16 protein-coding genes, 1 riboswitch and 1 other annotated feature are annotated in these 21,141 nt (G+C 45.0%); of the genes, 1 reads left to right on the top strand and 15 read right to left on the bottom strand.

What is annotated here, in order from left to right; translation table 11 throughout:
- Window positions 1-11 precede the first annotated feature (11 nt).
- From HUE98_RS04915 to nuoE, 14 genes are all read right to left on the bottom strand, one after another.
- Window positions 12-302 (bottom strand): Asp-tRNA(Asn)/Glu-tRNA(Gln) amidotransferase subunit GatC, encoded by a 291-nt coding sequence (locus HUE98_RS04915; protein WP_241422748.1) that lies wholly within the window; start codon window positions 300-302, stop codon window positions 12-14.
- Window positions 303-316: 14 nt separating this feature from the next.
- The gene (carB, locus tag HUE98_RS04910; protein WP_241422747.1) at window positions 317-3,544 is read right to left on the bottom strand and encodes a carbamoyl-phosphate synthase (glutamine-hydrolyzing) large subunit; all 3,228 of its coding nucleotides are present in this window, start codon (window positions 3,542-3,544) and stop codon (window positions 317-319) included.
- Window positions 3,545-3,583: 39 nt separating this feature from the next.
- The gene (locus HUE98_RS04905) at window positions 3,584-4,789 is read right to left on the bottom strand and encodes an aspartate aminotransferase family protein (RefSeq protein WP_241422746.1); all 1,206 of its coding nucleotides are present in this window, start codon (window positions 4,787-4,789) and stop codon (window positions 3,584-3,586) included.
- Between the two features lie 36 nt (window positions 4,790-4,825).
- Window positions 4,826-5,713 carry an acetylglutamate kinase gene (argB, locus tag HUE98_RS04900; RefSeq protein ID WP_241422745.1) on the bottom strand — a complete coding sequence of 296 codons (888 nt, stop codon included), beginning with the start codon at window positions 5,711-5,713 and terminating at the stop codon, window positions 4,826-4,828.
- A gap of 158 nt (window positions 5,714-5,871) precedes the next feature.
- Window positions 5,872-7,074: a bifunctional glutamate N-acetyltransferase/amino-acid acetyltransferase ArgJ gene (argJ, locus tag HUE98_RS04895; protein ID WP_241422744.1), complete on the bottom strand. Its 1,203-nt coding sequence runs from the start codon at window positions 7,072-7,074 to the stop codon at window positions 5,872-5,874.
- Between the two features lie 92 nt (window positions 7,075-7,166).
- Window positions 7,167-8,210 (bottom strand): N-acetyl-gamma-glutamyl-phosphate reductase, encoded by a 1,044-nt coding sequence (gene argC / locus HUE98_RS04890; RefSeq protein ID WP_241422743.1) that lies wholly within the window; start codon window positions 8,208-8,210, stop codon window positions 7,167-7,169.
- A gap of 151 nt (window positions 8,211-8,361) precedes the next feature.
- Window positions 8,362-8,621 (bottom strand) — a binding site (T-box leader).
- Window positions 8,622-8,737: 116 nt separating this feature from the next.
- The gene (locus tag HUE98_RS04885; protein WP_241422742.1) at window positions 8,738-9,061 is read right to left on the bottom strand and encodes a carboxymuconolactone decarboxylase family protein; all 324 of its coding nucleotides are present in this window, start codon (window positions 9,059-9,061) and stop codon (window positions 8,738-8,740) included.
- 192 nt (window positions 9,062-9,253) lie between these two features.
- Window positions 9,254-11,293: a heavy metal translocating P-type ATPase gene (locus HUE98_RS04880; protein WP_241422741.1), complete on the bottom strand. Its 2,040-nt coding sequence runs from the start codon at window positions 11,291-11,293 to the stop codon at window positions 9,254-9,256.
- A gap of 11 nt (window positions 11,294-11,304) precedes the next feature.
- The gene (locus HUE98_RS04875; RefSeq protein WP_241422740.1) at window positions 11,305-11,706 is read right to left on the bottom strand and encodes an ArsR/SmtB family transcription factor; all 402 of its coding nucleotides are present in this window, start codon (window positions 11,704-11,706) and stop codon (window positions 11,305-11,307) included.
- A gap of 200 nt (window positions 11,707-11,906) precedes the next feature.
- A complete protein-coding gene (gene fdhD, locus HUE98_RS04870) occupies window positions 11,907-12,695 on the bottom strand; it encodes a formate dehydrogenase accessory sulfurtransferase FdhD (protein WP_241422739.1) in 789 nt (262 codons plus the stop codon).
- Between the two features lie 517 nt (window positions 12,696-13,212).
- Window positions 13,213-15,894 carry a formate dehydrogenase subunit alpha gene (gene fdhF, locus HUE98_RS04865; protein WP_241422738.1) on the bottom strand — a complete coding sequence of 894 codons (2,682 nt, stop codon included), beginning with the start codon at window positions 15,892-15,894 and terminating at the stop codon, window positions 13,213-13,215.
- 22 nt (window positions 15,895-15,916) lie between these two features.
- A complete protein-coding gene (nuoF, locus tag HUE98_RS04860) occupies window positions 15,917-17,701 on the bottom strand; it encodes an NADH-quinone oxidoreductase subunit NuoF (RefSeq protein WP_241422737.1) in 1,785 nt (594 codons plus the stop codon).
- 28 nt (window positions 17,702-17,729) lie between these two features.
- Window positions 17,730-17,915: a CCxxC motif-containing NuoF prefix domain-containing protein gene (locus tag HUE98_RS04855; RefSeq protein WP_241422736.1), complete on the bottom strand. Its 186-nt coding sequence runs from the start codon at window positions 17,913-17,915 to the stop codon at window positions 17,730-17,732.
- Between the two features lies 1 nt (window position 17,916).
- On the bottom strand, window positions 17,917-18,405 hold the full coding sequence (gene nuoE / locus HUE98_RS04850; RefSeq protein WP_241422735.1) for an NADH-quinone oxidoreductase subunit NuoE: 489 nt from the start codon (window positions 18,403-18,405) through the stop codon (window positions 17,917-17,919).
- A gap of 338 nt (window positions 18,406-18,743) precedes the next feature.
- A riboswitch (NiCo riboswitch) is annotated at window positions 18,744-18,829 on the top strand.
- A 111-nt stretch (window positions 18,830-18,940) separates the two neighbouring features.
- On the opposite strand from nuoE, the gene HUE98_RS04845 reads away from it, so the two are divergent.
- Window positions 18,941-19,816 carry a cation diffusion facilitator family transporter gene (locus tag HUE98_RS04845; protein WP_241422734.1) on the top strand — a complete coding sequence of 292 codons (876 nt, stop codon included), beginning with the start codon at window positions 18,941-18,943 and terminating at the stop codon, window positions 19,814-19,816.
- A gap of 19 nt (window positions 19,817-19,835) precedes the next feature.
- Here the strand turns inward: HUE98_RS04845 and HUE98_RS04840 are convergent, their stop codons facing one another.
- A complete protein-coding gene (locus HUE98_RS04840) occupies window positions 19,836-21,059 on the bottom strand; it encodes a reductive dehalogenase (RefSeq protein WP_241422733.1) in 1,224 nt (407 codons plus the stop codon).
- Between the last annotated feature and the right edge of the window lie 82 nt (window positions 21,060-21,141).

Raw genomic sequence — 21,141 nt, 5'->3', positions numbered from 1 at the left:
TCCTTCTAACCTTATTCTTCAATGATTCTGGGTACATGATGACAAAAATCATCGGCATCCGGGGCATTAGCCAGGGCGGTATTTACAGGAAGCGAAAGCTCTACCTCATCCTCCCGCATAACAGCTTTTGATGAGATAGGGTAAAAGGTTTGAGAAATATTTTCAAAAGTAGGGTCAATAAAAGAGACTAAATCTTCAAAAAGCTGCTGGGCTTCCTTCAAAAGTTCGGACTCTTCCTGGGAATCCAGTTCTAACCGGGCATCCCAGGCTGCATCTTTTATTTCCTGTGCAGAAATAGACATGATTTCACTCCTTTTTAAATGAATTCATCCAGATATTCTTTCACCGTTTTTACGGAAAAACCCTTCCCCTCCCCATACTTCATTTCCAGCACCTCCAGAAAAGCCTGTACCGTATCCGGAGAGGTAAGGCAGGGAATCTTTAATTCTACGCAGCTTCTCCTCATCTGGTAGCCGGTGGAACTAAGCTTCTGCCCAAAGGTAGGGGTGTTCACCACCAGGTCAAAAACCCCCTCCTGGATTAGGTCCAGCACATTGGGCTTCCCCTCTCCAATCTTCTTCACAATTTCAATCTCCCGAACTCCGTATTCCTTCAAACTTTCCGCTGTCCCTGCAGTAGCGAAAAGCTCAAAACCCAGCTGCGCAAACCTTTTGGCCAGGGGTAAAATGTCATTTTTGTCCTGTAAAGCTACGGAAAAAAGGATCCTGCCCTTTTGAGGAAAAGAGTATCCCCCTGCCAACATAGTTTTATACAGAGCTCCTATGAAGGTCAAATCCATTCCCAGGACTTCCCCGGTAGATTTCATTTCGGGACCTAAAGAGATATCCACCTGGGTCAGCTTTTCAAAAGAAAATACCGGGGCCTTGACGGTCATATAGTGGGGATGTTCTCTTAGTCCAATGCCAAAACCCAGGTCCTTTAAACGGGCCCCCATCATAATATCTACCGCCAGCTTCACCATGGGCACACCGGTTACCTTGCTCAAAATGGGTATAGTGCGGCTGGCCCGGGGGTTCACCTCCAGGACATAGACTCTATCTTTATATATTACAAACTGAATATTAACCAACCCTTTTATTTCTAAGGCCCTGGCTATTTTTTCTGTGTAATTCACCAGGGTATCCAGCTGTTTTTGAGTAATATTACGGGGTGGAAATACGGCCATACTGTCCCCGGAATGAATGCCGGCCCGCTCTATATGCTCCATTATCCCCGGAATAAGTATGTTTTCCCCATCAGAGATGGCATCTACTTCTACCTCCATCCCTAAAAGATATTTATCAATTAAGACTGGATGATTGGGAGATACTTTGGCCGCCAGCTTCAGGTAAGTATACATCTGTTCTTCGTTGTGCACCAGAAACATGGCCCGGCCTCCAATCACGTAAGAAGGACGGATCAGCAGGGGAAATCCCAATTTAAGCGCCACTCCCATGGCCTCCTGAGGAGTAAATACTGAGGCTCCCTCGGCCTGGGATATCCCCAGAGACTGGAGCAGTTCCCAAAACTTTTGGCGGTTCTCCGCAAGGTCTATATTCTCCACAGAGGTCCCCAGTATATTAATCCCCCTATCCTTTAAAAACTCCGCCAGGTTAATAGCTGTCTGCCCGCCGAACTGAACTACTACCCCCTCAGGCTTCTCCTTGTCTATGATATTCAGCACGTCCTCGGGAGTTAAAGGCTCGAAATAGAGCTTATCGGCACAATCAAAATCAGTGCTCACCGTTTCCGGGTTGTTGTTAATTATAATGGCTTCTCGTCCCGCCTGCTGCAGTGCCCAGACCGCATGGACTGAACAGTAGTCAAATTCTACCCCCTGGCCGATGCGGATGGGGCCGGAACCGATGACCAATACCCGTCTTTTGTCCGAAATCTCCACCTCGTCCTCCTCTTCATAGGTGGAATAATAATAAGGAGTTGCCGCTTCAAACTCACCGGCACAGGTGTCCACCATCTTATAGGTGGGCATTATGCAAAAGTTTTCCCGAAGAGCCCTGACCTCCATCATATCCACATTTAAAAGATTTGCCAGATCCTGGTCGGCAAAACCCCTTCTCTTGGCCTCCCAAAGATCCTCTGCCGTAACTTCCTCCAGTTCAAGGCCGATAAAACTTTTAGCTATCGCCACTATTTTTTTAAATTTAAACAAAAAGAAATTATCTATATTAGTTAATTCATGCACTCTTTCCATAGTCCAATCTCTTCGAAAAGCCTCTGCCAGCACAAATAGCCTTTCATCACTGGCTTTTTCCAGTTCCCTGGTAATGGCTTCATCCTTCCAATCTTCATAAGCACCGGTCAAGAACCCAAAGATATTTATTTCTAAAGAGCGCAGGGCTTTCAAAAAGGCACCCTCGAAGGTCCGGTCAATAGACATTACCTCTCCGGTAGCCTTCATCTGTGTTCCCAGTTTTCGGTCCGCCAATACAAACTTATCAAAGGGCCAGCGGGGAAACTTTAAAACCACATAGTCAATGCTGGGCTCAAAACAGGCGGTAGTCTTTTTGGTCACCGCATTCTGTATTTCCTCCAGGGAATAGCCGGCAGCGATCTTGGCCGCCACCTTGGCAATAGGGTATCCGGTGGCTTTGGAGGCTAGAGCACTGGAACGGCTCACCCGGGGGTTCACCTCAATTACGTTATATACAAAATCATGGGGGTTAACGGCAAACTGAATATTGCAGCCCCCTTCAATGCCCAAGGCCCGTATAATTTTTAAAGAAGCACACCTTAGAGCGTGGTATTCGGAATCCGTCAGGGTCAATGCCGGTGCCACCACCACGCTGTCGCCGGTATGTATGCCAATGGGATCAATATTTTCCATGCTGCAGACAGTAATACAGGCGTCTTTCCCATCCCTCATTACTTCAAACTCGATTTCCTTCCATCCGGCCACACTCTGTTCCAGCAGCACCTGGTGAATCAGGCTCATCTTTAATCCCTTCTTAAGCTGGGCCACCAGCTCCCTCTCAGAATATACCAATCCTCCCCCGGAACCTCCCAGGGTGTAAGCAGGCCTGACTACAATTGGGTATCCCACCTCCTGGACAAAATTAATAGCCTCCTCCAGGTTACGTACAATAGAACTGGCGGGAATGGATTCATTTAAATCCATCATAGTCTGTTTAAATATTTCCCGGTCTTCCGCTTTTTTTATAGCTTCCAGGGGAGTGCCTAAAAGAATTACTCCGGTTTTCTGCAGAAAGTTTTCTTCGGAAAGTTCCATGGCCAGATTCAGGCCGGTCTGCCCACCCAAAGTGGGTAGAATACCATCAGGCGATTCCCTTAGTATAATCTTTTTTAAAAACTCAACGGTCAAGGGTTCGATGTACACCCGGTCGGCCATATCCAGATCGGTCATAATAGTAGCCGGATTACTATTTACCAGTACCACTTCAATGCCCTCTTCCCTCAAGGCCTTGCAGGCCTGGGTGCCAGCATAATCGAACTCCGCCGCCTGGCCGATAATAATGGGTCCTGAACCTATGACCAGGACCTTTTTTATTTCTTTTCGTCTGGGCATAATCTTCCTCCTGATCATTTACTTTCTAAAAAGCACAGTTTATTTCAACTTCTTCAGCACACCCTCTAAAACATCCAAAGCGAACCTCAACTCAGATGCGGTCACGTTTAAGGGCGGCAGAAACCTGAGTACATTTCCACCGATGCAGTTTATTACCAGACCCTTTTTTAAGCATTCTTTCATCACTTCTCGGCCTCGGCTGTCTCCTTCTATTTCCACAGCCACCATCATACCGCTGGCCCTGATTTCTTTAATTAAGGAAGGAAGCTTTTTCTTCAGCTGCTCCAGTTCCTGTACAAAATACTCACTATTCCGTTTAACATATACCAGGAAATCATTTTCTAAGATTGTCTTCAACACCGCTATGGCCGCAGCACAGGCCAGGGGATTTCCCCCAAAGGTAGTCGCATGATCTCCCGGATTAAATCCCCGGGCAACCTCCTGCACAGCCATCATAGCCCCTATGGGCACTCCGCCCCCCAACCCCTTGGCCAGGGTAGTTATGTCCGGTTGAACCCCATAATGTTCTGAAGCCAGAAACTTCCCGGTTCGCCCAATACCACACTGCACCTCATCAAAAATAAGCAGCAGTTTCTTCTCATCGCAAAGATTCCTCAATCCTTGGATAAATTTAACTGTACCAACATGGACACCGCCCTCCCCCTGCACCGGTTCCACTAAAATGGCACAGGTCTGGTCACCCACCAAAGAGGCAAAAGCCTCCAGGTCATTGAAAGGAGCATATTTAAATCCCGGTACCATAGGCTCAAAGCCCTGGTGAAATTTAGGCTGCCCGGTGGCCGTTATGGTGGCCATGGTTCGGCCGTGGAAAGATTTTAATGCGGTTATTATTTCAAAGCGATCTTCATCCACGAAAAGCTTTGCATACTTCCGGGCCAGTTTAATGGCCGCTTCGTTGGCTTCAGCTCCGCTGTTACAGAAGAATACCTGGTCCAAAGATGAGTTTTCCACTAAAAGTTGGGCCAGCTGCACCTGTGGTTCGGTATAGAAAAGATTTGAGCAGTGAAACAGCTTTTTGGACTGCTCCTGCAGGGCATCTACTACCACCTTGGGGCAGTGCCCCAAAATATTCACCGCCAGGCCACTGACCAGGTCCAGATATGAGTTCCCTTGTTCATCCCAGAGATTACTTCCCTGTCCCTTAACAAAAAGAGGCGTAACTTCCGGGTCTCTCCCATAGGTATTGATAATATATTTTTTTTCCAGCTCTTTTATATTTTCCATATGCTCCCCTTATTTTGGGGGTTAAGCCTCCTTTACTTACTCAATTACCATAGTGCCTATTCCATGATCCGTAAAGATTTCCAGAAGCAGTGAATGCGGCATCCTACCGTCCACAATGTGAGTTCTGCGAACCTCATGCTCCAGAGCCTTCAAACAGGCTTGCACCTTAGGAATCATTCCCTGGCTTATTTTAGCCCGCTCAATCATCTCTATGGCCTGGGCCCTGGGCAGGGTGGCAATCAGAGAGGAGGTATCCTTTGGATCCTCAAAAATTCCCTCTACATCGGTTAAAATCATTAATTTTTCCGCCCCCAATGCGGCGGCCATTTCCCCCGCCACATGGTCGGCGTTAATATTCAAACTCTCACCGTTCAAATTTACCCCCAGGGTAGAAATCACCGGGATGTAACCTTGAGCGCTCAGGATATTTATTACTTCGGGATTGATCTGCACAATGTCCCCCACATAACCCAGGTCCACAATCCTTTCTTCCCCCTCCACCACCATGCTTTCCGGAGGGCGCTTCTGAGCAATAATCAGATTGCTGTCCTTTCCGCTCAAACCCACCGCCTTCCCTCCGTACTGGTTAATAAGCCCTACAATTTCCTTGTTAATCTTACCCACCAGAACCATTTCCACCAGCTCAATGGTTTCCTTATCAGTAACCCGAAGGCCATTGACAAACTCCGCCTCTTTTCCCACCTTTTCCATCAGCCGGGTAACCTCCGCCCCGCCGCCGTGGACCAGGATGGGATTTAATCCGATATATTTTAAAAGTATGATATCTATAATTACGGATTTCTTCAGTTCATCGTTCACCATGGCCTGGCCGCCATATTTAATTACCAGAGTTTTGTCCGCAAAAGCCCGGATATAGGGAAGCGCCTCAACCAGCACCTCTGCCTTCTTAATAATCTCCTGCATATCTTTACACCTCCATTTAAAGTGAGTCAGGGGACAGTTCCTTGACTCAAAAACCTATTCCTCTTCTATAGTTCCCCTTTTTACTCTCGTGATAGCTTAAGAGATTCCTTAGAATTTTCCTAACAACAGCCACCGGGGTACCTAACCGCAGAACCGCTTTATGTCCGGTATGAGCTGTTGATAGTCACATACTGGTGGCTCAAATCCGAGCCCCAGGCTGTTATTTTATCCTTCCCTTCCTTCAGGTCAATAAACACTTTTACCTCTTTATGACTCAATATCTCTTTGGCTGAAGCTTCATCAAATATTAGTCCCACCCCCTCCTTCATCACCTGCAGGTCACCTAAAAAGATATCTACTTTTTCTGGGCAGAAATTACTGCTGGAATAACCCATTGCGGTAATTATTCTTCCCCAGTTAGCGTCTTCCCCAAAAAAGGCAGTCTTGACCAGGTTGGAATTAAGAATACCCATGACCAGTTTACGGCCTGTATCATAATCCTTAAACCCCTGGAGAGTTACTTCTATTAACTTGGTAGTTCCTTCCCCGTCTAAGATAATCTGACGGGCCATGGCCTTGTTGACATAATTAAGTGCCTCTAGAAATGCTTGATAGTCTTCACCTTCTTCAGTTATTTCTGGATTCTCGGCCTGACCATTGGCTAAGAGTAAGACCATGTCGTTGGTGCTGGTGTCCCCGTCCACGGTAATTAAATTGTAAGAACACTTTACCGATTCCTGCAGAGCTTTCTGCAGCAGTTCCTTACTTATCTTCACATCGGTAGTAATAAAAGCCAGCATAGTAGCCATATTTGGACAAATCATGCCGGAACCTTTGGCCATAGCCCCCAGGGTAACAGTTTTTCCAGCCAGCATAAACCGGTAGGCTATTTCCTTTTTCACCGTATCAGTCGTTAGAATAGCCTCTGCAGAGTCGCTGCCCCCCTCTTCAGTAAGGTTTTCCACTGCCATTTTTATCCCTTTTTCCACTTTTTCCATAGGCAGAAATTGACCAATGACCCCGGTGGAGGAAACCAGAATCTCCCCAGGGCAAAGTTTTAGATATTCAGCAGTCAGAGCAGCCATTCTCTCAGCATCCTTCAGCCCTCTCAAACCTGAACAGGCATTGGCATTTCCACTGTTCACCACCACTGCCCGGGTCACTTTCTCTTTAATATTTCTTTGGCTGACCAGAACCGGTGCCGCTTTAACCAGGTTAGTGGTAAAAACTGCGGCACTCACCAAGGGCACTTCCGAATATACAACGGCCAGATCCTTTTTATCTCCCTTAATCCCGCAGCTTACGGCTGCTGCCTTTATGCAGGGAACTGCTGTAATACCCCCTGAAATTATATTACCCATTTTTTAAAGTCCTCCTGATATCTTTATATATATCTGAATAAACCACAGCACTACTTCATAAAATGAATCACACCTAAGCCTACATTAAATTTTTACGGATAAACCACCGGCTGAAGCAGACCGGTCTCCTCAGGCCATCCGAAGAGAATGTTCATATTCTGTACCGCCTGGCCCGCAGCTCCTTTTACCAGGTTATCAATGGCCGTCACCACGATTACCCTGCCGGTTCTTTCATCCACCTTAAACCCTATATCACAGAAATTTGTACCGTAAACAAATTTGGTTTCCGGCAGACCTGGCTCCTCCACCAGGCGGATGAAAGCCTCCTTATCAAAAGCTTTTTCATAAGCATTTTGTATATCTTCCTTCTCTACTCCCTTTTTAAGACCGGTATATATAGTAGAGAGAATCCCTCGGACCATGGGCACCAGGTGAGGAGTAAAGTTTATAACCAAACCCTGGTCTCCCGTTAAACCCTTGAGTTCCTGCTCAATTTCCGGCGTATGCTGATGATTTCCTACCCGGTAGGCTTTAAAGTTTTCCGTACACTCCGGAAAATGAAAAGGAAGTTTAGCTCCTCTGCCTCCCCCGGATACTCCAGATTTACTGTCACATATGATAGAATTAGTATCAATTAAGTTCTCTTGAATCAAAGGCTTCAGACCCAACAAAATGCTGGTGGGGTAACAGCCGGGATTGGCAATCAGCAGTGCATCTTTGATTTTGTCCCGGTATAACTCTGGAAGCCCGTATACGCTCTTTTCTAAATACTCCGGGCAGGGATGTTCAAATTCGTACCATAGAGGATAGTCTTTTGGGTTTTTCAGCCGAAAATCACTGCTCAAGTCGATTACCTTTTTCCCCATTCTGGTCAACTGTGGAACTATTTCTAAAGCCAGCCCGTGGGGCAGGGCACTAAAAATTACATCTGTTTCCTCCGCCATCCGTTCTATGTCCAATTCCTCTAACCTCAGATCGTAAATTTTTTTAAACTGAGGATGAACCCGGCTAATTTCCAATCCCTGCTGAGAGGTGGAGGTGATATGTGTCACTTCCGCCCCAGTATGAGAATACAGCAATCGTAACAGTTCAATTCCGGTGTACCCGGTAGCTCCAATAATACCAACTTTTATCATTTCCTCACCTCATAAAAATTTTTTGCTAAACAGCTGAATAATCATAATAAATAAACTTGAAGTAACCGTTTTCTTTTATGTATTTATGCCTGTTTCTTAGACACTCTGTAGATAGTAAATTCTACATAAATAAAATAAAACCTCTCGTCCTGTAAAGGACGAGAGGTTTTTCTCGCGGTACCACCCTTTTTGGCCTGTTCAGCCCTCTTTATGCCCAGCAAACTTAAGCTGCGGCCTTCTTTTAACGGTGAAGTCCCGTCCGAGCCTACTTCCCTATTTGCACTAAGGCATCCTGAGGTTGGGCCCGAATACTCCGGGGTGCGCTTCAACTCTGAATCCGTGCCGGACTCCCACCTACTCCGGCTCGCTGTTACGTCAAACAGAACTTACTCTCCCCATCATGGTCTTTAACAAATAAACGATTTTTGATTTTTTAATATTATCATCAGTATCCTTAATTGTCAAGAGTGCCAAGGGGACGGTTCTCTTGACACATCTATATACCTAATATTGATAAATACAAAAATTTATTTTGGACAGTCACAGCTCAAATTACCCTTTACAATCTCTTTCCAATCAACCAAAACATCATGGGTCCAACAATCATCGGCACCCGCTGCTTCCCTCATTACCAGAGCAAAGATATAACTTAACTCTGTTAAAGTTGATCCAGCGTCCAATGCACCTTTAAAATGCTTTAATACACAAGGTTTAGATCGTGCCTTAATGGATAGGGCAAAACATATAAATTGGTACGTTTTTTCATCGATTAACCTCTTTTCTTCATACAACTTATCCATTTCATCCAGCTTTTCTGTAAACTCAGGAAAATATTTTTCGAGCATTCTCATGATAAAATTCCTCCCTTAAAATAATTAGTCAATCTAAAATTGCGTGAACTGGTTTCAGCAAATTGAGACATCGGGGAATCAGGTAGAGATTCTACACCTGAGCCCACGTACACTAACACATATAGCTTGTCTTTTTTACTCTTTTTACAACTTATCAAGATTGGCAGAACCGTCCCCATGACAACTTGATTATTAGCGGGTGCATGTAACCTGTGCTGTTTTTGATATTTTGCCATTTTTATTCTTTTTGCCAAAACCCATGAGACGCATTCCATTTAAGGAAACCAACAGCAGAACCCCTTCATCTGCCAGGACTGCCATCCACAAAGTCAACCACCCGGGAAAAACCAACAGGACGGCACCCAGTTTTATCAGCAGGGAAAAAGCAATGTTCTGCTTAATAATGCTGACTGCTGCCCGACTCAACTGAATTACTTCCGGGACACCGGAAAGGTCATCGGACATCAGAGCAATATCTGCCGTTTCCAGGGCGGTATCACTTCCGGCCGCCCCCATGGCAATGCCCACAGATGCCACAGCCAGAGCCGGGGCATCATTGATCCCATCCCCCACCATGATAGTCTTACCGTATTTTCCGGTAAGTTCTTTCATCTTCTCTACTTTGTCCTGGGGGAGAAGAGCAGCATGGTACTGGTCAATCCCCAGCTTTTCTGCTATATTTCTGGCACTGGCCGGGTTGTCTCCCGTCAGCATCACCGTTTTAATACCCATGTTTTTCAGCTTTTCAACGGCTCGGTAAGCTTCTCCTCGAATCTGGTCGGCCAAGGACAATAATCCCAATATTTCTCTGCAGGTGCCCAGCACCAGAACAGTCTGTCCCTCTTCCTCCAGCTGTTTAATGTCCTCACTCCATTCTGCCAAATTAACGCCGTTTTTTTCAAACAGTAGGGGTCTGCCGACGAAAAATAGCTCCCCATCTAATTTTCCTTTTACTCCCATGGCCGTCAGAGCTTCAAATTTTTCCGGTTCTTTCAAGTTTAGTTTCAGTTTTTTTGCTTCCCGGGTGATAGCTTTCCCCAGGGGATGTTCCGACCTGGATTCCAAAGAAGCCGCCAGGGACAAAATTTGTTCCCGGGTAAAACCCTTACAGGAAATTATTTTATTCAGTACCGGCTTACCCTCTGTCAGTGTGCCGGTTTTGTCAAAGGCAGCCACGGATATTCTTCCGGCCTCCTCCAGGTGCGCCCCTCCTTTAATAAGAATCCCCCGTTTGGCGGCATTTCCAATGGCCGATACTATAGAAACAGGAGTGGAAATCACCAGTGCGCAGGGGCAGGATATCACCAGCAGAGTCAGCCCCCGGTAAAACCAGGTTATAAAATCCAAACGGAATGCCAGGGGAAGAATAACAGCAATAACAACTGCCAAGGAGATAACCAGGGGAGTATAAACCCCGGCAAACCTGTCCATCACCTGCTGAGAAACAGCTTTTTTGGACTGGGCCTCCTCTACCAGGTGAATAATTTTGGCCAGGGTAGTATCCTGGGCTTCCCGGGTCACCATCACCTCCAGATACCCATGCTGGTTCATGGTTCCGGAAAACACCTCATCTCCCGTTTGTTTTTCCACCCAATGAGATTCACCGGTAATGGCTGCCTGGTTAACCGAAGAAAAACCTTTCACCACAAAACCATCCACCGTAATCATTTCCCCAGGCTTAATTAAGGCAGTATCACCGGTATGTATTTCCTCTACCAGCACTTTTATTTCCTCACCGTTCCTGAATACCCTTCCTTCCCTGGGGGCCAAATCAATCAGAGACCCAATTGAACGACGGTTTTTTTCCATAGTGTAGGATTCCAGAGCAGCACCGGCAGCAAAAAGAAAGACCACCATGGCCGCTTCTGCCCACTTATCAATGAAAATAGCTCCGACTACAGAAATGGTAACTAACACATTCATGTCCAGATTAACTTTAAAAAGCGATACAGCTGCTTTTCGATAAATTTTCATACCACCAATTAATGCTGCAGCCAAGAAAAAAACTTTTTGACCTTCAGATGATACTCCCCAGTAAGATGACAGCCAACCCAATAAGAGCAAAATTCCAGACAAAAGCGCCAATAGCTTTTCTTCAAAAAGTAATGTTTTTATTCTTTGCCACAATGAAGGCTGTCCCTCTTCTTTATTATAGATTTCTTGTTTGTTTTGCTCCGAAGGGAAAACTTCACCGCAGGAGGAACAGCCGCATGCATTTTTTTTTTCACCCATTATCATCACCCCTAAGTATGTTCTATATGTTCCACGGTTACTTTAACTAAATCCCGAACATGATCATCATCCAGGGAATAAAAAACCATTTTTCCCCTTTTTTCGTATTTGACTAACCTTAAGCTCTTTAAATACCGGAGGTGATAAGAGACAGCGGCAACAGGCATGCCAATCACCAGGGATAGGTCACAGACACAAAGTTCCTCCTCCACCCAAAGAGCATAAATAATTTTAAAACGAGTCCCGTCGGCCAGGGCCTTAAATATATCCACCATAACCTCGAAACTGCCGATTTTTTCCCGGACCCGATTAACTTTTTTTAAGTCACTGCAAAATACATCGCAGCGGTCCCCTTCCTTTTCTACCATCTGCAGCAGTCCTTTCATTCTTTGAATGGCACATAATACATTCAAGTGATTACACAAGTATTATAATGTGATATTTGACAAAGTGTGCATAATTCCTGCTTCATTTTTAAAATTTATAAAAAAAATTATTCAAATACTCCTAAACTATAGTGCCTTCTATTAATTTAAAAAACCCGGGTAAATACCCGGGCTAATTCATTTAATAATTATAGTTTAAAAAAGCTAACAATCCCTAAAGAAAAAAATCAGTCTTCCTTAATCCTCCACTCTCCGGCATAGACATTCATCCTTTTTCCCCGAATGAAACCCACCATAGTGACTCCCAGTTTTTGCCCCAGTTCCACACTCAGGGCCGTCGGAGCCGCCCGGGAAAGGAGAATAGGAATACCAATTTTGGCGGCTTTTAAAAGTATCTCCGAAGAAAGCCGCCCGCTGGTAATTAACAGCTTATCCTCCAGGGAAACATCTTTGGCGATGCACTCACCAATAAGTTTATCCACCGCATTGTGCCTGCCGATATCTTCGCAGAAAGAAAGGATTCCCTCTTTGGTGCCCAGAGCTGAGCTGTGTACACCTCCAGTAGTTTTAAACAGATCTGCCCGCCCCTGAAGATCCTTCATTAAACGGGAAATGTCTTCCGGGCTTAAGTAAATTTCTGTATTAATAGGACTTTCGGTCAGAGAATCCAGCACATGATAAAAGATAGTGCCTTTCCCACATCCAGAGGTGATGGTCCTCTTCCCGAAGAGCTTTTCTGAAAGTTTCCCTGGTTCCCGGGTTTCTACAGTAACAGTGCCGTTCTCTTCATCCACCTCCAGGGATAGAACATCCTCCCGGCCCTTAATCAAACCTTCCGAACGCAAAAACCCCAGGGTCAAATAATCCTGCTTTTCCGGTGTGCAAAGAAGTGTCACAAACTCCTGGTCGTTTAAAAAAATGGTCAGGGGAGACTCCTGTACCACATAATCTTTAAGCTTTTCCTTTCCTTCCCCCGAAATTTTTAACACATCTATTTCTTTTTTTCTTGTGTCCAATGCCTTCACCTGCCTAATTCTTTTCTTTTATTTTTGTCAGTCTACAAAGTACTTCCCAGAGAAGCTACTTTAACTTAAATTTTTTAAGAAATATCGTGTTTGAAAACCATTATATCATACACAGCTTATTCTAACACCCTGTCAAGGCAGGGGCGGTCCTTCTAACAAACCACGATATGGCAAAAATAGAAATAATAGGATTATCGGAAGGACCGTCCCCTTGACAACCCTGACAGCCCCAAAATAAAAAAGGAAGATGAAAACGCCATTGTTTCCACCCTCCTTGAATCTATTGTTTTAACCATCACCGCCATATGGTTTGTGAATATGGCGGTGTAAAACTTTAATCTTAAATGTGCCATTGATAGTATGGTACTTATCTCTTTTTTAGGGTATAAGACCCCCACCTCTAAACGTTAGCGCAGGTGGGGCTTAATAATCAGGTGAAGTAAAGTCTCCACCTGATTCCCCGATTTTAAAGCTTGCTGAAACCAGTTCACTTTACGTATTTTACAAATTAGCCTACCTTTTCCACCTTCACAGCACTGACCTTCAGTTCGGGTATCTTTGCTATGGGGTCGATTACACAGTTGGTCAATTTGTTTACCGGTGAATCGCTGAAGTGGAAAGTCATGAAGACTACTCCTTTGCCCACTGTATCGGTCATCTCAGCTTTTACTTCTATCTCGCCCCTTCTAGAGGCAACCTTTACTTTGTCACCATCAGCTATTCCCAGGGCTGCGGCATCTTCAGGATTAATCCTCAGGGTGTCTTCAAAACTGAATTCCTTGATGCCCTTGCTCCTGCCGGTCATGGAGGCGGTATGGTAATGGAATAGATTCCTGCCGGTGGTCAGGATAAAGGGATAGCTCTCATCCGGTGATTCTGCGGGAGGCTCATAATCAAGCCCATGGAATTTACCTAAGCCCCGGGTGAATTTACCCTGATGCAGGAACTTAGTCCCTGGATGGTCTTCCGTAGGACAGGGCCACTGAATTCCGCCATTATCCAGGCGCTGATAGCTTAAGCCGGCATAGCTGGGAGTTAAAGAGGTTATCTCCTTAAAGACATCCTCGGCACAGCTGTAGTTCCAATCAAAACCTAACTTGCTGCCTAAGGCCATGATGATTTCCCAGTCGGCCTTGCTTTCTCCTACGGGCTCAACGGCTTTGTTCACCTTCTGAACACGCCTTTCGGTATTAACAAAAGTGCCGTCCTTCTCAGCAAAGCTGCAGGCGGGCAGAACCACGTCTGCACACTGCGCAGTTTCCGTAAGGAATATATCCTGAACCACCAGGAAGTCTAATTTTTCAAGAGACTTAGCCAGGTGATTTAAATCGGCATCACTGATCATGGGGTTTTCGCCCATGATATACAAGGCCTTTATGGTTCCTTCTTCAGCACCTTTAAATATTTCAGTAACAGTTAAGCCGGGCTTATCGTTTAAGCTGACTCCCCAGGCTTTGCTGAATTTTTCAACAGCGGCGCTGTCTGCTACCGGCTGGTAACCGGTGAAAACTACCGGCAGGGCTCCCATATCACAGGCACCCTGAACATTGTTCTGACCTCTTAAGGGGTTTACACCAGTGCTTTCTTTACCCAGATTTCCGGTAGCCATGGCCAGGTTAGCAATAGCCATTACATTTTTGGTTCCAGAGGTATGCTGGGTGATTCCCATGGTATAAAGGATAGTGGCTGTATCAGCTCCAGCGTAAATCCGGGCTGCTTTCACAATATCCTCGGCATTAGCTCCAGTAATTTCCGCCACATATTCGGGAGTAAACTTCTCTACGGCAGCCTTGGCTTCTTCAAAACCTTCGGTTCTTTCGGCTACAAATTCCTTATCAAACAGGTCCTCTTTTATGATTACATGAAGCAGGCCGTTTAACAAAGCCAGGTTGGTCCCAGGCTTAATCTGCAGAAAGACGTCGGCATAAGTAGCCAGCTCAATATGGCGAGGTTCCGCTACAATAAGCTTGGCCCCTTTCCTCAAGGCTTTACGTACCCGGTACCCAATCACCGGGTGGGCATCGGTGGTGTTAGAACCAGTAATAAACAGACAGTCGGCATTCTCAACTTCTTCTATACTGTTAGTCATCGCACCACTCCCGAAAGCTGCGGCCAGACCGGCCACGGTGGGAGCGTGTCAGAGACGGGCACAGTGGTCAATATTGTTGGTTCCCAACATCCTAAGCACTTTTTGGAACATGTAGTTATCTTCAGTAGTACAGCGGGCGGAACTCAAACCGGCAATACCCTCTGCTCCAGCGGCTTTAAATTTATCGGCTACCAGGGAAAGTGCTTCATCCCAGGAGGCTTCTTCAAATTTGCCATCTTTCTTGATCAAGGGTTTGGTCAACCTGTCCGGGCTGTGGACAAAATCCCAGCCGAAATGGCCCTTTACACAAACATGGCCTTTGTTGGCTAAACCTTCCCGGTTTCCGCTGGCCCCTACAACTTCATTGTCCTTCACATGAAGATCTATTGCACATCCGGTCCCACAGTAAGGACAGATGGTCTTTACCTTTTCAACTTCCCAAGATCTTACTTTAGCCCTGTTAATTTTGGGCGTAAGCGCTCCTACCGGACAAATGTCTACACACATCCCGCAGAAAACACAGGCAGAATTTTCCATGGGTTCATCAAATTCTGCTCCAACCTTGGTATCAAATCCACGATTGATAAAATCAATAGCTCCAGCACCGTTAATTTCATGGCACTGCCTGACGCATAACCCGCATAGGATACACTTTTCCAGGTCCCTTACATAGAAAGGGTTGGAATCCTCCAGAGCTATTTCATTCCTATCCCCTGCATATTTTTCTGCATCTTCAAAAGAAACGCCGTAACGGTAACAGTAATTCTGAAGAGCGCAGTTTCCGTTTTTCTCACAAGTTAAACAGTCATTAGGGTGACTGGCCAATATAAGCTTTAATATTTCTTTTCTGGTATTCACTACCTTTTCAGACTCTGTTTCAATGACCATGCCTTCACCCACGGGAGCAGCACAGGAAGCCACAAGATTGCGAGCGTTTTCAACTTCAACTACGCAAATGCGGCAGGCTCCAACCCGGGTCAGTTCGGGATCGTAACAAAATATAGGAATGTCTATCCCAGCACTTTTAGCTGCTTCATATATGGTCGTTCCGGAATCAGCCTGTACCTGCTGACCATTAATCGTTAAACTAATTTTTGTCACTGTTCTTCCCTCCTATTCCCTATTATTTAATTACTATAGCGTTAAACTTACATTTTTCAATACACTGACCACAGCGGATACAAGCATCCTTGTCAACTACATGAACTTCCTTCTTGCCGCCGGTAATGGCTGACACCGGACAAATCTTACGACAGCGCCCACAGCCGTTACAAAGTTCTGCGTCAATAGTGTAAGATATTAAGGCAGTACATACACCCGCTGGGCAGGTTCTATCATATATATGTTTTTCGTATTCATCTCGGAAATAACGGAGGGTACTTAAAACCGGGTTTGGTGCCGTCTGTCCCAGGCCGCAGAGAGAAGCTTCTTTAATGGAAACAGCCAGACTCTCCAGAGCCTCAATATCTCCTTCTTTACCTTCCCCACCGGTAATTCGCTGTAATATTTCCAGCATCCTCTTGGTACCTTCCCTACAGGGGGTACACTTGCCGCAGGATTCAATCTGAGTAAAGTCCAGGAAAAACTTAGCCAGGTCAACCATACAGGTGGTCTCATCCATAACAACTAGACCACCGGAACCCATCATAGAACCTGCCGCCGTAAGTGAGTCAAAGTCTACAGGAAGATCCAACTCTTCTTCAGGGATACAGCCGCCGGAAGGTCCGCCGATTTGAACTGCTTTAAACTTTTTATCATTTTGAATTCCTCCGGCCACCTTGAAAATAATATCCCGCAAAGACATACCCATGGGAACTTCAGCCAAGCCGGTATTGTTTATTTTTCCGGTCAGGGCAAATACTTTGGTCCCTTTGCTGCCTTCCGTCCCAATGCTTGAGTACCAGTCAGCTCCCCTTCGCATGATTAGAGGAACATTGGCAAAAGTTTCAACGTTGTTTAAACAGGTAGGCTTACCCCACAATCCGCTTTGAGCCGGGAAAGGAGGACGGGGACGGGGCATTCCGCGGTTACCTTCAATAGAAGTCAACAGGGCAGTCTCTTCACCGCATACAAAAGCTCCTGCACCCTCTTTAATCCTTAATATAAAATTAAAACCGGAACCTAATATGTTTTCCCCTAACATTCCATATTCTTCTGCCTGTTTTATAGCTGAGCGAAGTCGTTTAATTGCCAAGGGATATTCTGCCCGTACATAGACATAAGCCTCATCCGCCCCTACGGCATAGGCAGCAACCGACATTCCTTCTATAACTGCATGAGGGTCACCCTCTAAAATACTGCGGTCCATAAAGGCACCAGGATCCCCTTCGTCTGCGTTGCAGACTACGTATTTTTTTTCGCCCTCTGCTTTATAAGTAAATTCCCATTTTAAACCGGTGGGGAAACCTCCGCCGCCACGGCCCCTTAAACCTGATTTTTTAACTTCTTCTACTACTTGAAAGCGGTCCATCTTAAGGGTTTTAGCTAATCCAATATATCCGCCCCTGACGATATAGTCATCTATGTTTTCGGGGTCAATTACCCCACAATTACGGAGGCAGTAACGCTTCTGGTATTTATAAAAGCCCACATTATGGTGCTGTTTAATGGCTTCACCGGTATCCAAATCTTTATAAAGCAAACGTTCCACAACGTTTCCATTGATTAGATGCTCACTGACAATCTCTTGTACATCCTCTACCGTGACAGAATTATAAAAAATATCTTCAGGATACACAATAAATATGGGGCCTTTCTCGCAAAAACCATGACAACCGGACATAACGATGCGCACTTCATCATGCATATTATGCTTGGTAAGTTCTTCTACTAGTGCGTCTCTTACCTTATTAGCTCCTGAAGAAATACAGCCTGTCCCGGCACAAATTAAGATATGTTTCTTGTACATAGCTCCTTTCCTCCTTTTCCTCTAGTTTCTAATCATCATAATTTAAAAAATCTTCGTTTAGAACAATTTTCCCAATAATAGTCTGCCGTTTCTTTTTACAGCTCTCATTTTCATGACACAGTGGACCCTGCATACAGCACTCAATAAACTTTTCACAGGGATTATCTTTTGTGTTGGTGCATTCTTCACAGCAGTGCTCAATAAACTTTTCCATATTATCCCTCCTGCTCATTAGCATACTGTTTAATCATTGGTGGTACTAAGTCCGGCGTCAGGCGGCCGTGGGTATCTTCGTTAACCATCAACACCGGAGCCAGCCCGCAGGCACCGATACAGGCTACCGTTTCCATAGTAAATTTAAGGTCTGGTGTAGTGGCTCCAACAGTTATATCCAATTCATCCATAATCCGATCCGCTATCTTGGCCCCTCCACGAACATGACAGGCAGTCCCCTTACAAACCCGGATAATGTACTTTCCTCTAGGTTTTAAGTGAAACTGAGCATAAAAAGTAACGACTCCAAAAATTCGGCTGAAAGGAACCCTTAAGGATTTGGCAACATATTGCATTGCTTCCCTGGGTAGATAGCCGTAAGCATTTTGAACTGCTTGCAGTATGGGAATTACGTTGCCTTTTACATCCTTATATTTCTCAACTATTTCTTCTGCTGGCTTATAATCAAAATCACTTTGCTGAACTGACATTTTTACCCTCCTTCTCTTAATTATTAAAATACAATATCCCATTATGCATTCGCTTCTTAAGGCGTATAATCCTGCCTGAGGTCAAATTTTACAAAAAATCTTTTCCTTTTTTTAAGTCATCAACATTTCTCTCTCCCTAATCTTTATTTTGATTGAACCAACTCATAATCCCTTGTGCCCAGGCCAATTTTTTCAGCATATTTTAACTATACTGTATGGTCAATCTCTTCTCGAACACCCCTAAATTTATCCTGCCCCGGTGAAAAATTCTACAAATAAACTCTTAATCCTTGAAAAAAATGAGCGATATACCTTGACAACATCTTTTTAATTTTGATACTATCTAAGTGGAGCAGGCCGCAAGTTCCACTTGTAGGGCTGGGCTTATTATTAAGCAGTGGGTAAAATAACCCGCGGGACCATAACGGTTCTGCGGGTTTTTGAATATATGTATATATAATAATAGCTGCTTTCTGATGGATGCTGTTTTAGGGGAAATTTTCTAAAAATAAAAATGTCAGGGGAGTTTATTACCATGGAAGAACGTTTTGCTTTAGCAAAAAAAGTATCCTACTTTACTATGGCGGGTAATCTTATTATGAGCATAATAAAAATTATTGTGGGTGTTACGGCCAATTCATGGGCTATGCTGGCAGACGGTTTTCACTCCTTATCGGACATAATTACCACGTTAGGAGTGCTGGTGGGAATGCGTATCGCCCGCCAACCTGCCGATGACAGCCATCCGTACGGCCATGGAAAAGCTGAGGCCATAACAGCAAAAATTATTGCCCTTATACTGGTTTTCATAGGGTTCTCTACTATAGTTGGTGCTTTCAACCGAATTACTTCTTCTGAAGAATTAGGAATTCCCGGGATGGCGGCAGTAGCTGCTGCAGTGATTTCCCTGCTGGCCAAAGAAATCATGTTCCGCTATACAATATATGCCGGAAATAAAATTAACAGCCCCGCCTTAACTGCCGACGCTTATCATCACCGCTCCGACGCATACTCCAGTGCAGCCAGCCTTGTAGGAATTGTGGGAGCCCGAATGGGATATCTATTCATGGACCCTGCTGCTGGATTAGCCGTTGGCGGCTGCATCCTTTATATGGGATTTAAAATTGTCCGGGATTCTATAAATAATCTGATGGATGCGGCGGTAGACGACCAGGTTATAAAAGAAATAGAACAGAGCGCTCAAGGAGTAGAGGGAGTAAAGGAAATACGTGATATTAAAGCACGAAACTACTGCTCTTACTATTGTGTTGAAATTATTCTGGCAGTGGATCCTGAAATCTCAGTAAACGAAGCCCATGACATATCCGAAACTGTAGAATCCATAGTAAAACAAAACGACAGAGCCATAGATGTCATGATTCATATCGAACCCGGCCGTGAATCAAAATAAAAATACTTATCACTGAAACTTAAAAACCTGTTCCAGGTTGACGCAGTATGATTGAAGGATGGCCCCAGCCCTTGTTTTCCAAATAGCCATGGTTATACCTGAGATGAGTGGTCACCTGCAGCGAACATCCACCATCTATAATCTCACAGCGTTCACATTCCATGCATTGTTCTGATAAAAAACCTTTTGTATAAGGGCACAGGGAGATACAATTGGCACAGCTAGTGCCATTTTTCTGCCAAAACTTCAAACATTCTTCCGCCTTAATAAACCATTTTTTCACTCCAGAATTGTTATTTTCACAAACTCCCTCAAAGGAACGGTCCCCTGAACAGATAGCCCCTGAAGGACAAGCCCGGGCACAGGCCAGGCACTGTTCACAAAAAGCCCTCATGCCAAAATTCACCGGGGAGTCAGTCAATAATGGCATATCCGTCAGCACCTTGCACAGGCGCACATTAGGGCCGAATTCTGGAGTCATCAGCAGCCCATGACGTCCCAATTCCCCCAGCCCCGCATCTATAGCCTGCGGAACACTTAATGCTGTATCGTTCATACAGGGAATGGCAATATATCCCAGAGAACGAATGTATTCCGCCAGGGAAACAACCGTAATCCCCATACCAGAATAACTCAAGGAGGCAGCTGTGGAAGCCAAAACCTTTGGTGAAGTCTGTATAAAGCTCTCCTTCATAGCCAGGGCCATAACTATAACCCGGTTCACTGAATTGGGAATCACATAGGCATCCTTCCGCTCTTCCGGCACCTCCACTTCTTCGAAAACAAAAGGCTTAAACAGGTCGGAATCGTAGACCCACTTCCGGTCCAACATGGTAATACCAACAAGATCACTGCCATACAGTACAGCAGCCTCCTTAACCTGCCGGGTAAGCTCATCTGAAGATATATCAACTTTTTGGTGCTGCATAAATTCCGGCACAAACAAAGGAGCCCACTGCAAAAATTGGCTGTTGGGCATACCATAGGTTCCCAGCAGCAGATTCATGGCGTTAGCTCCGTTGTCCAATGCATAGTCAATTTGAGTTTTACCAGTTACCTTTTTCTGGATATGCTCCGCCATGCGAAGGAACATTTTTTCCAGGGATAAATACATATCAATCTGGCCGGTGTCTTTCTTCCCCAGGGTAGTAAATGCCTGCCGGGAAACTGAAAAACGACGATACCTTTTTTCATCCACTTCATATCCTGATTTATCGGTCTTGTAAGAATCACGGGGAATCATATGCAGCACTCCTTATTTAAAATTTTGATTTTGCCTTAAGGAACACTAACCGAAATATGTAATAACATTTATATTAATTCTA

This window comes from Candidatus Contubernalis alkalaceticus, assembly GCF_022558445.1.
GTDB lineage: Bacteria > Bacillota > Dethiobacteria > SKNC01 > SKNC01 > Contubernalis > Contubernalis alkaliaceticus.
This window is presented reverse-complemented; position numbering and strand designations above follow the sequence as displayed.

Excerpts from the sequence above, each read along its gene's own strand:
- HUE98_RS04915 (WP_241422748.1), bottom strand. The coding sequence starts at position 302 with ATGTCTATTTCTGCACAGGAAATAAAAGATGCAGCCTGGGATGCCCGG.
- carB (WP_241422747.1), bottom strand. The coding sequence starts at position 3,544 with ATGCCCAGACGAAAAGAAATAAAAAAGGTCCTGGTCATAGGTTCAGGA.
- HUE98_RS04905 (WP_241422746.1), bottom strand. The coding sequence starts at position 4,789 with ATGGAAAATATAAAAGAGCTGGAAAAAAAATATATTATCAATACCTAT.
- argB (WP_241422745.1), bottom strand. The coding sequence starts at position 5,713 with ATGCAGGAGATTATTAAGAAGGCAGAGGTGCTGGTTGAGGCGCTTCCC.
- argJ (WP_241422744.1), bottom strand. The coding sequence starts at position 7,074 with ATGGGTAATATAATTTCAGGGGGTATTACAGCAGTTCCCTGCATAAAG.
- argC (WP_241422743.1), bottom strand. The coding sequence starts at position 8,210 with ATGATAAAAGTTGGTATTATTGGAGCTACCGGGTACACCGGAATTGAA.
- HUE98_RS04885 (WP_241422742.1), bottom strand. The coding sequence starts at position 9,061 with ATGAGAATGCTCGAAAAATATTTTCCTGAGTTTACAGAAAAGCTGGAT.
- HUE98_RS04880 (WP_241422741.1), bottom strand. The coding sequence starts at position 11,293 with ATGGGTGAAAAAAAAAATGCATGCGGCTGTTCCTCCTGCGGTGAAGTT.
- nuoF (WP_241422737.1), bottom strand. The coding sequence starts at position 17,701 with ATGTACAAGAAACATATCTTAATTTGTGCCGGGACAGGCTGTATTTCT.
- HUE98_RS04855 (WP_241422736.1), bottom strand. The coding sequence starts at position 17,915 with ATGGAAAAGTTTATTGAGCACTGCTGTGAAGAATGCACCAACACAAAA.
- nuoE (WP_241422735.1), bottom strand. The coding sequence starts at position 18,405 with ATGTCAGTTCAGCAAAGTGATTTTGATTATAAGCCAGCAGAAGAAATA.
- HUE98_RS04845 (WP_241422734.1), top strand. The coding sequence starts at position 18,941 with ATGGAAGAACGTTTTGCTTTAGCAAAAAAAGTATCCTACTTTACTATG.
- HUE98_RS04840 (WP_241422733.1), bottom strand. The coding sequence starts at position 21,059 with ATGATTCCCCGTGATTCTTACAAGACCGATAAATCAGGATATGAAGTG.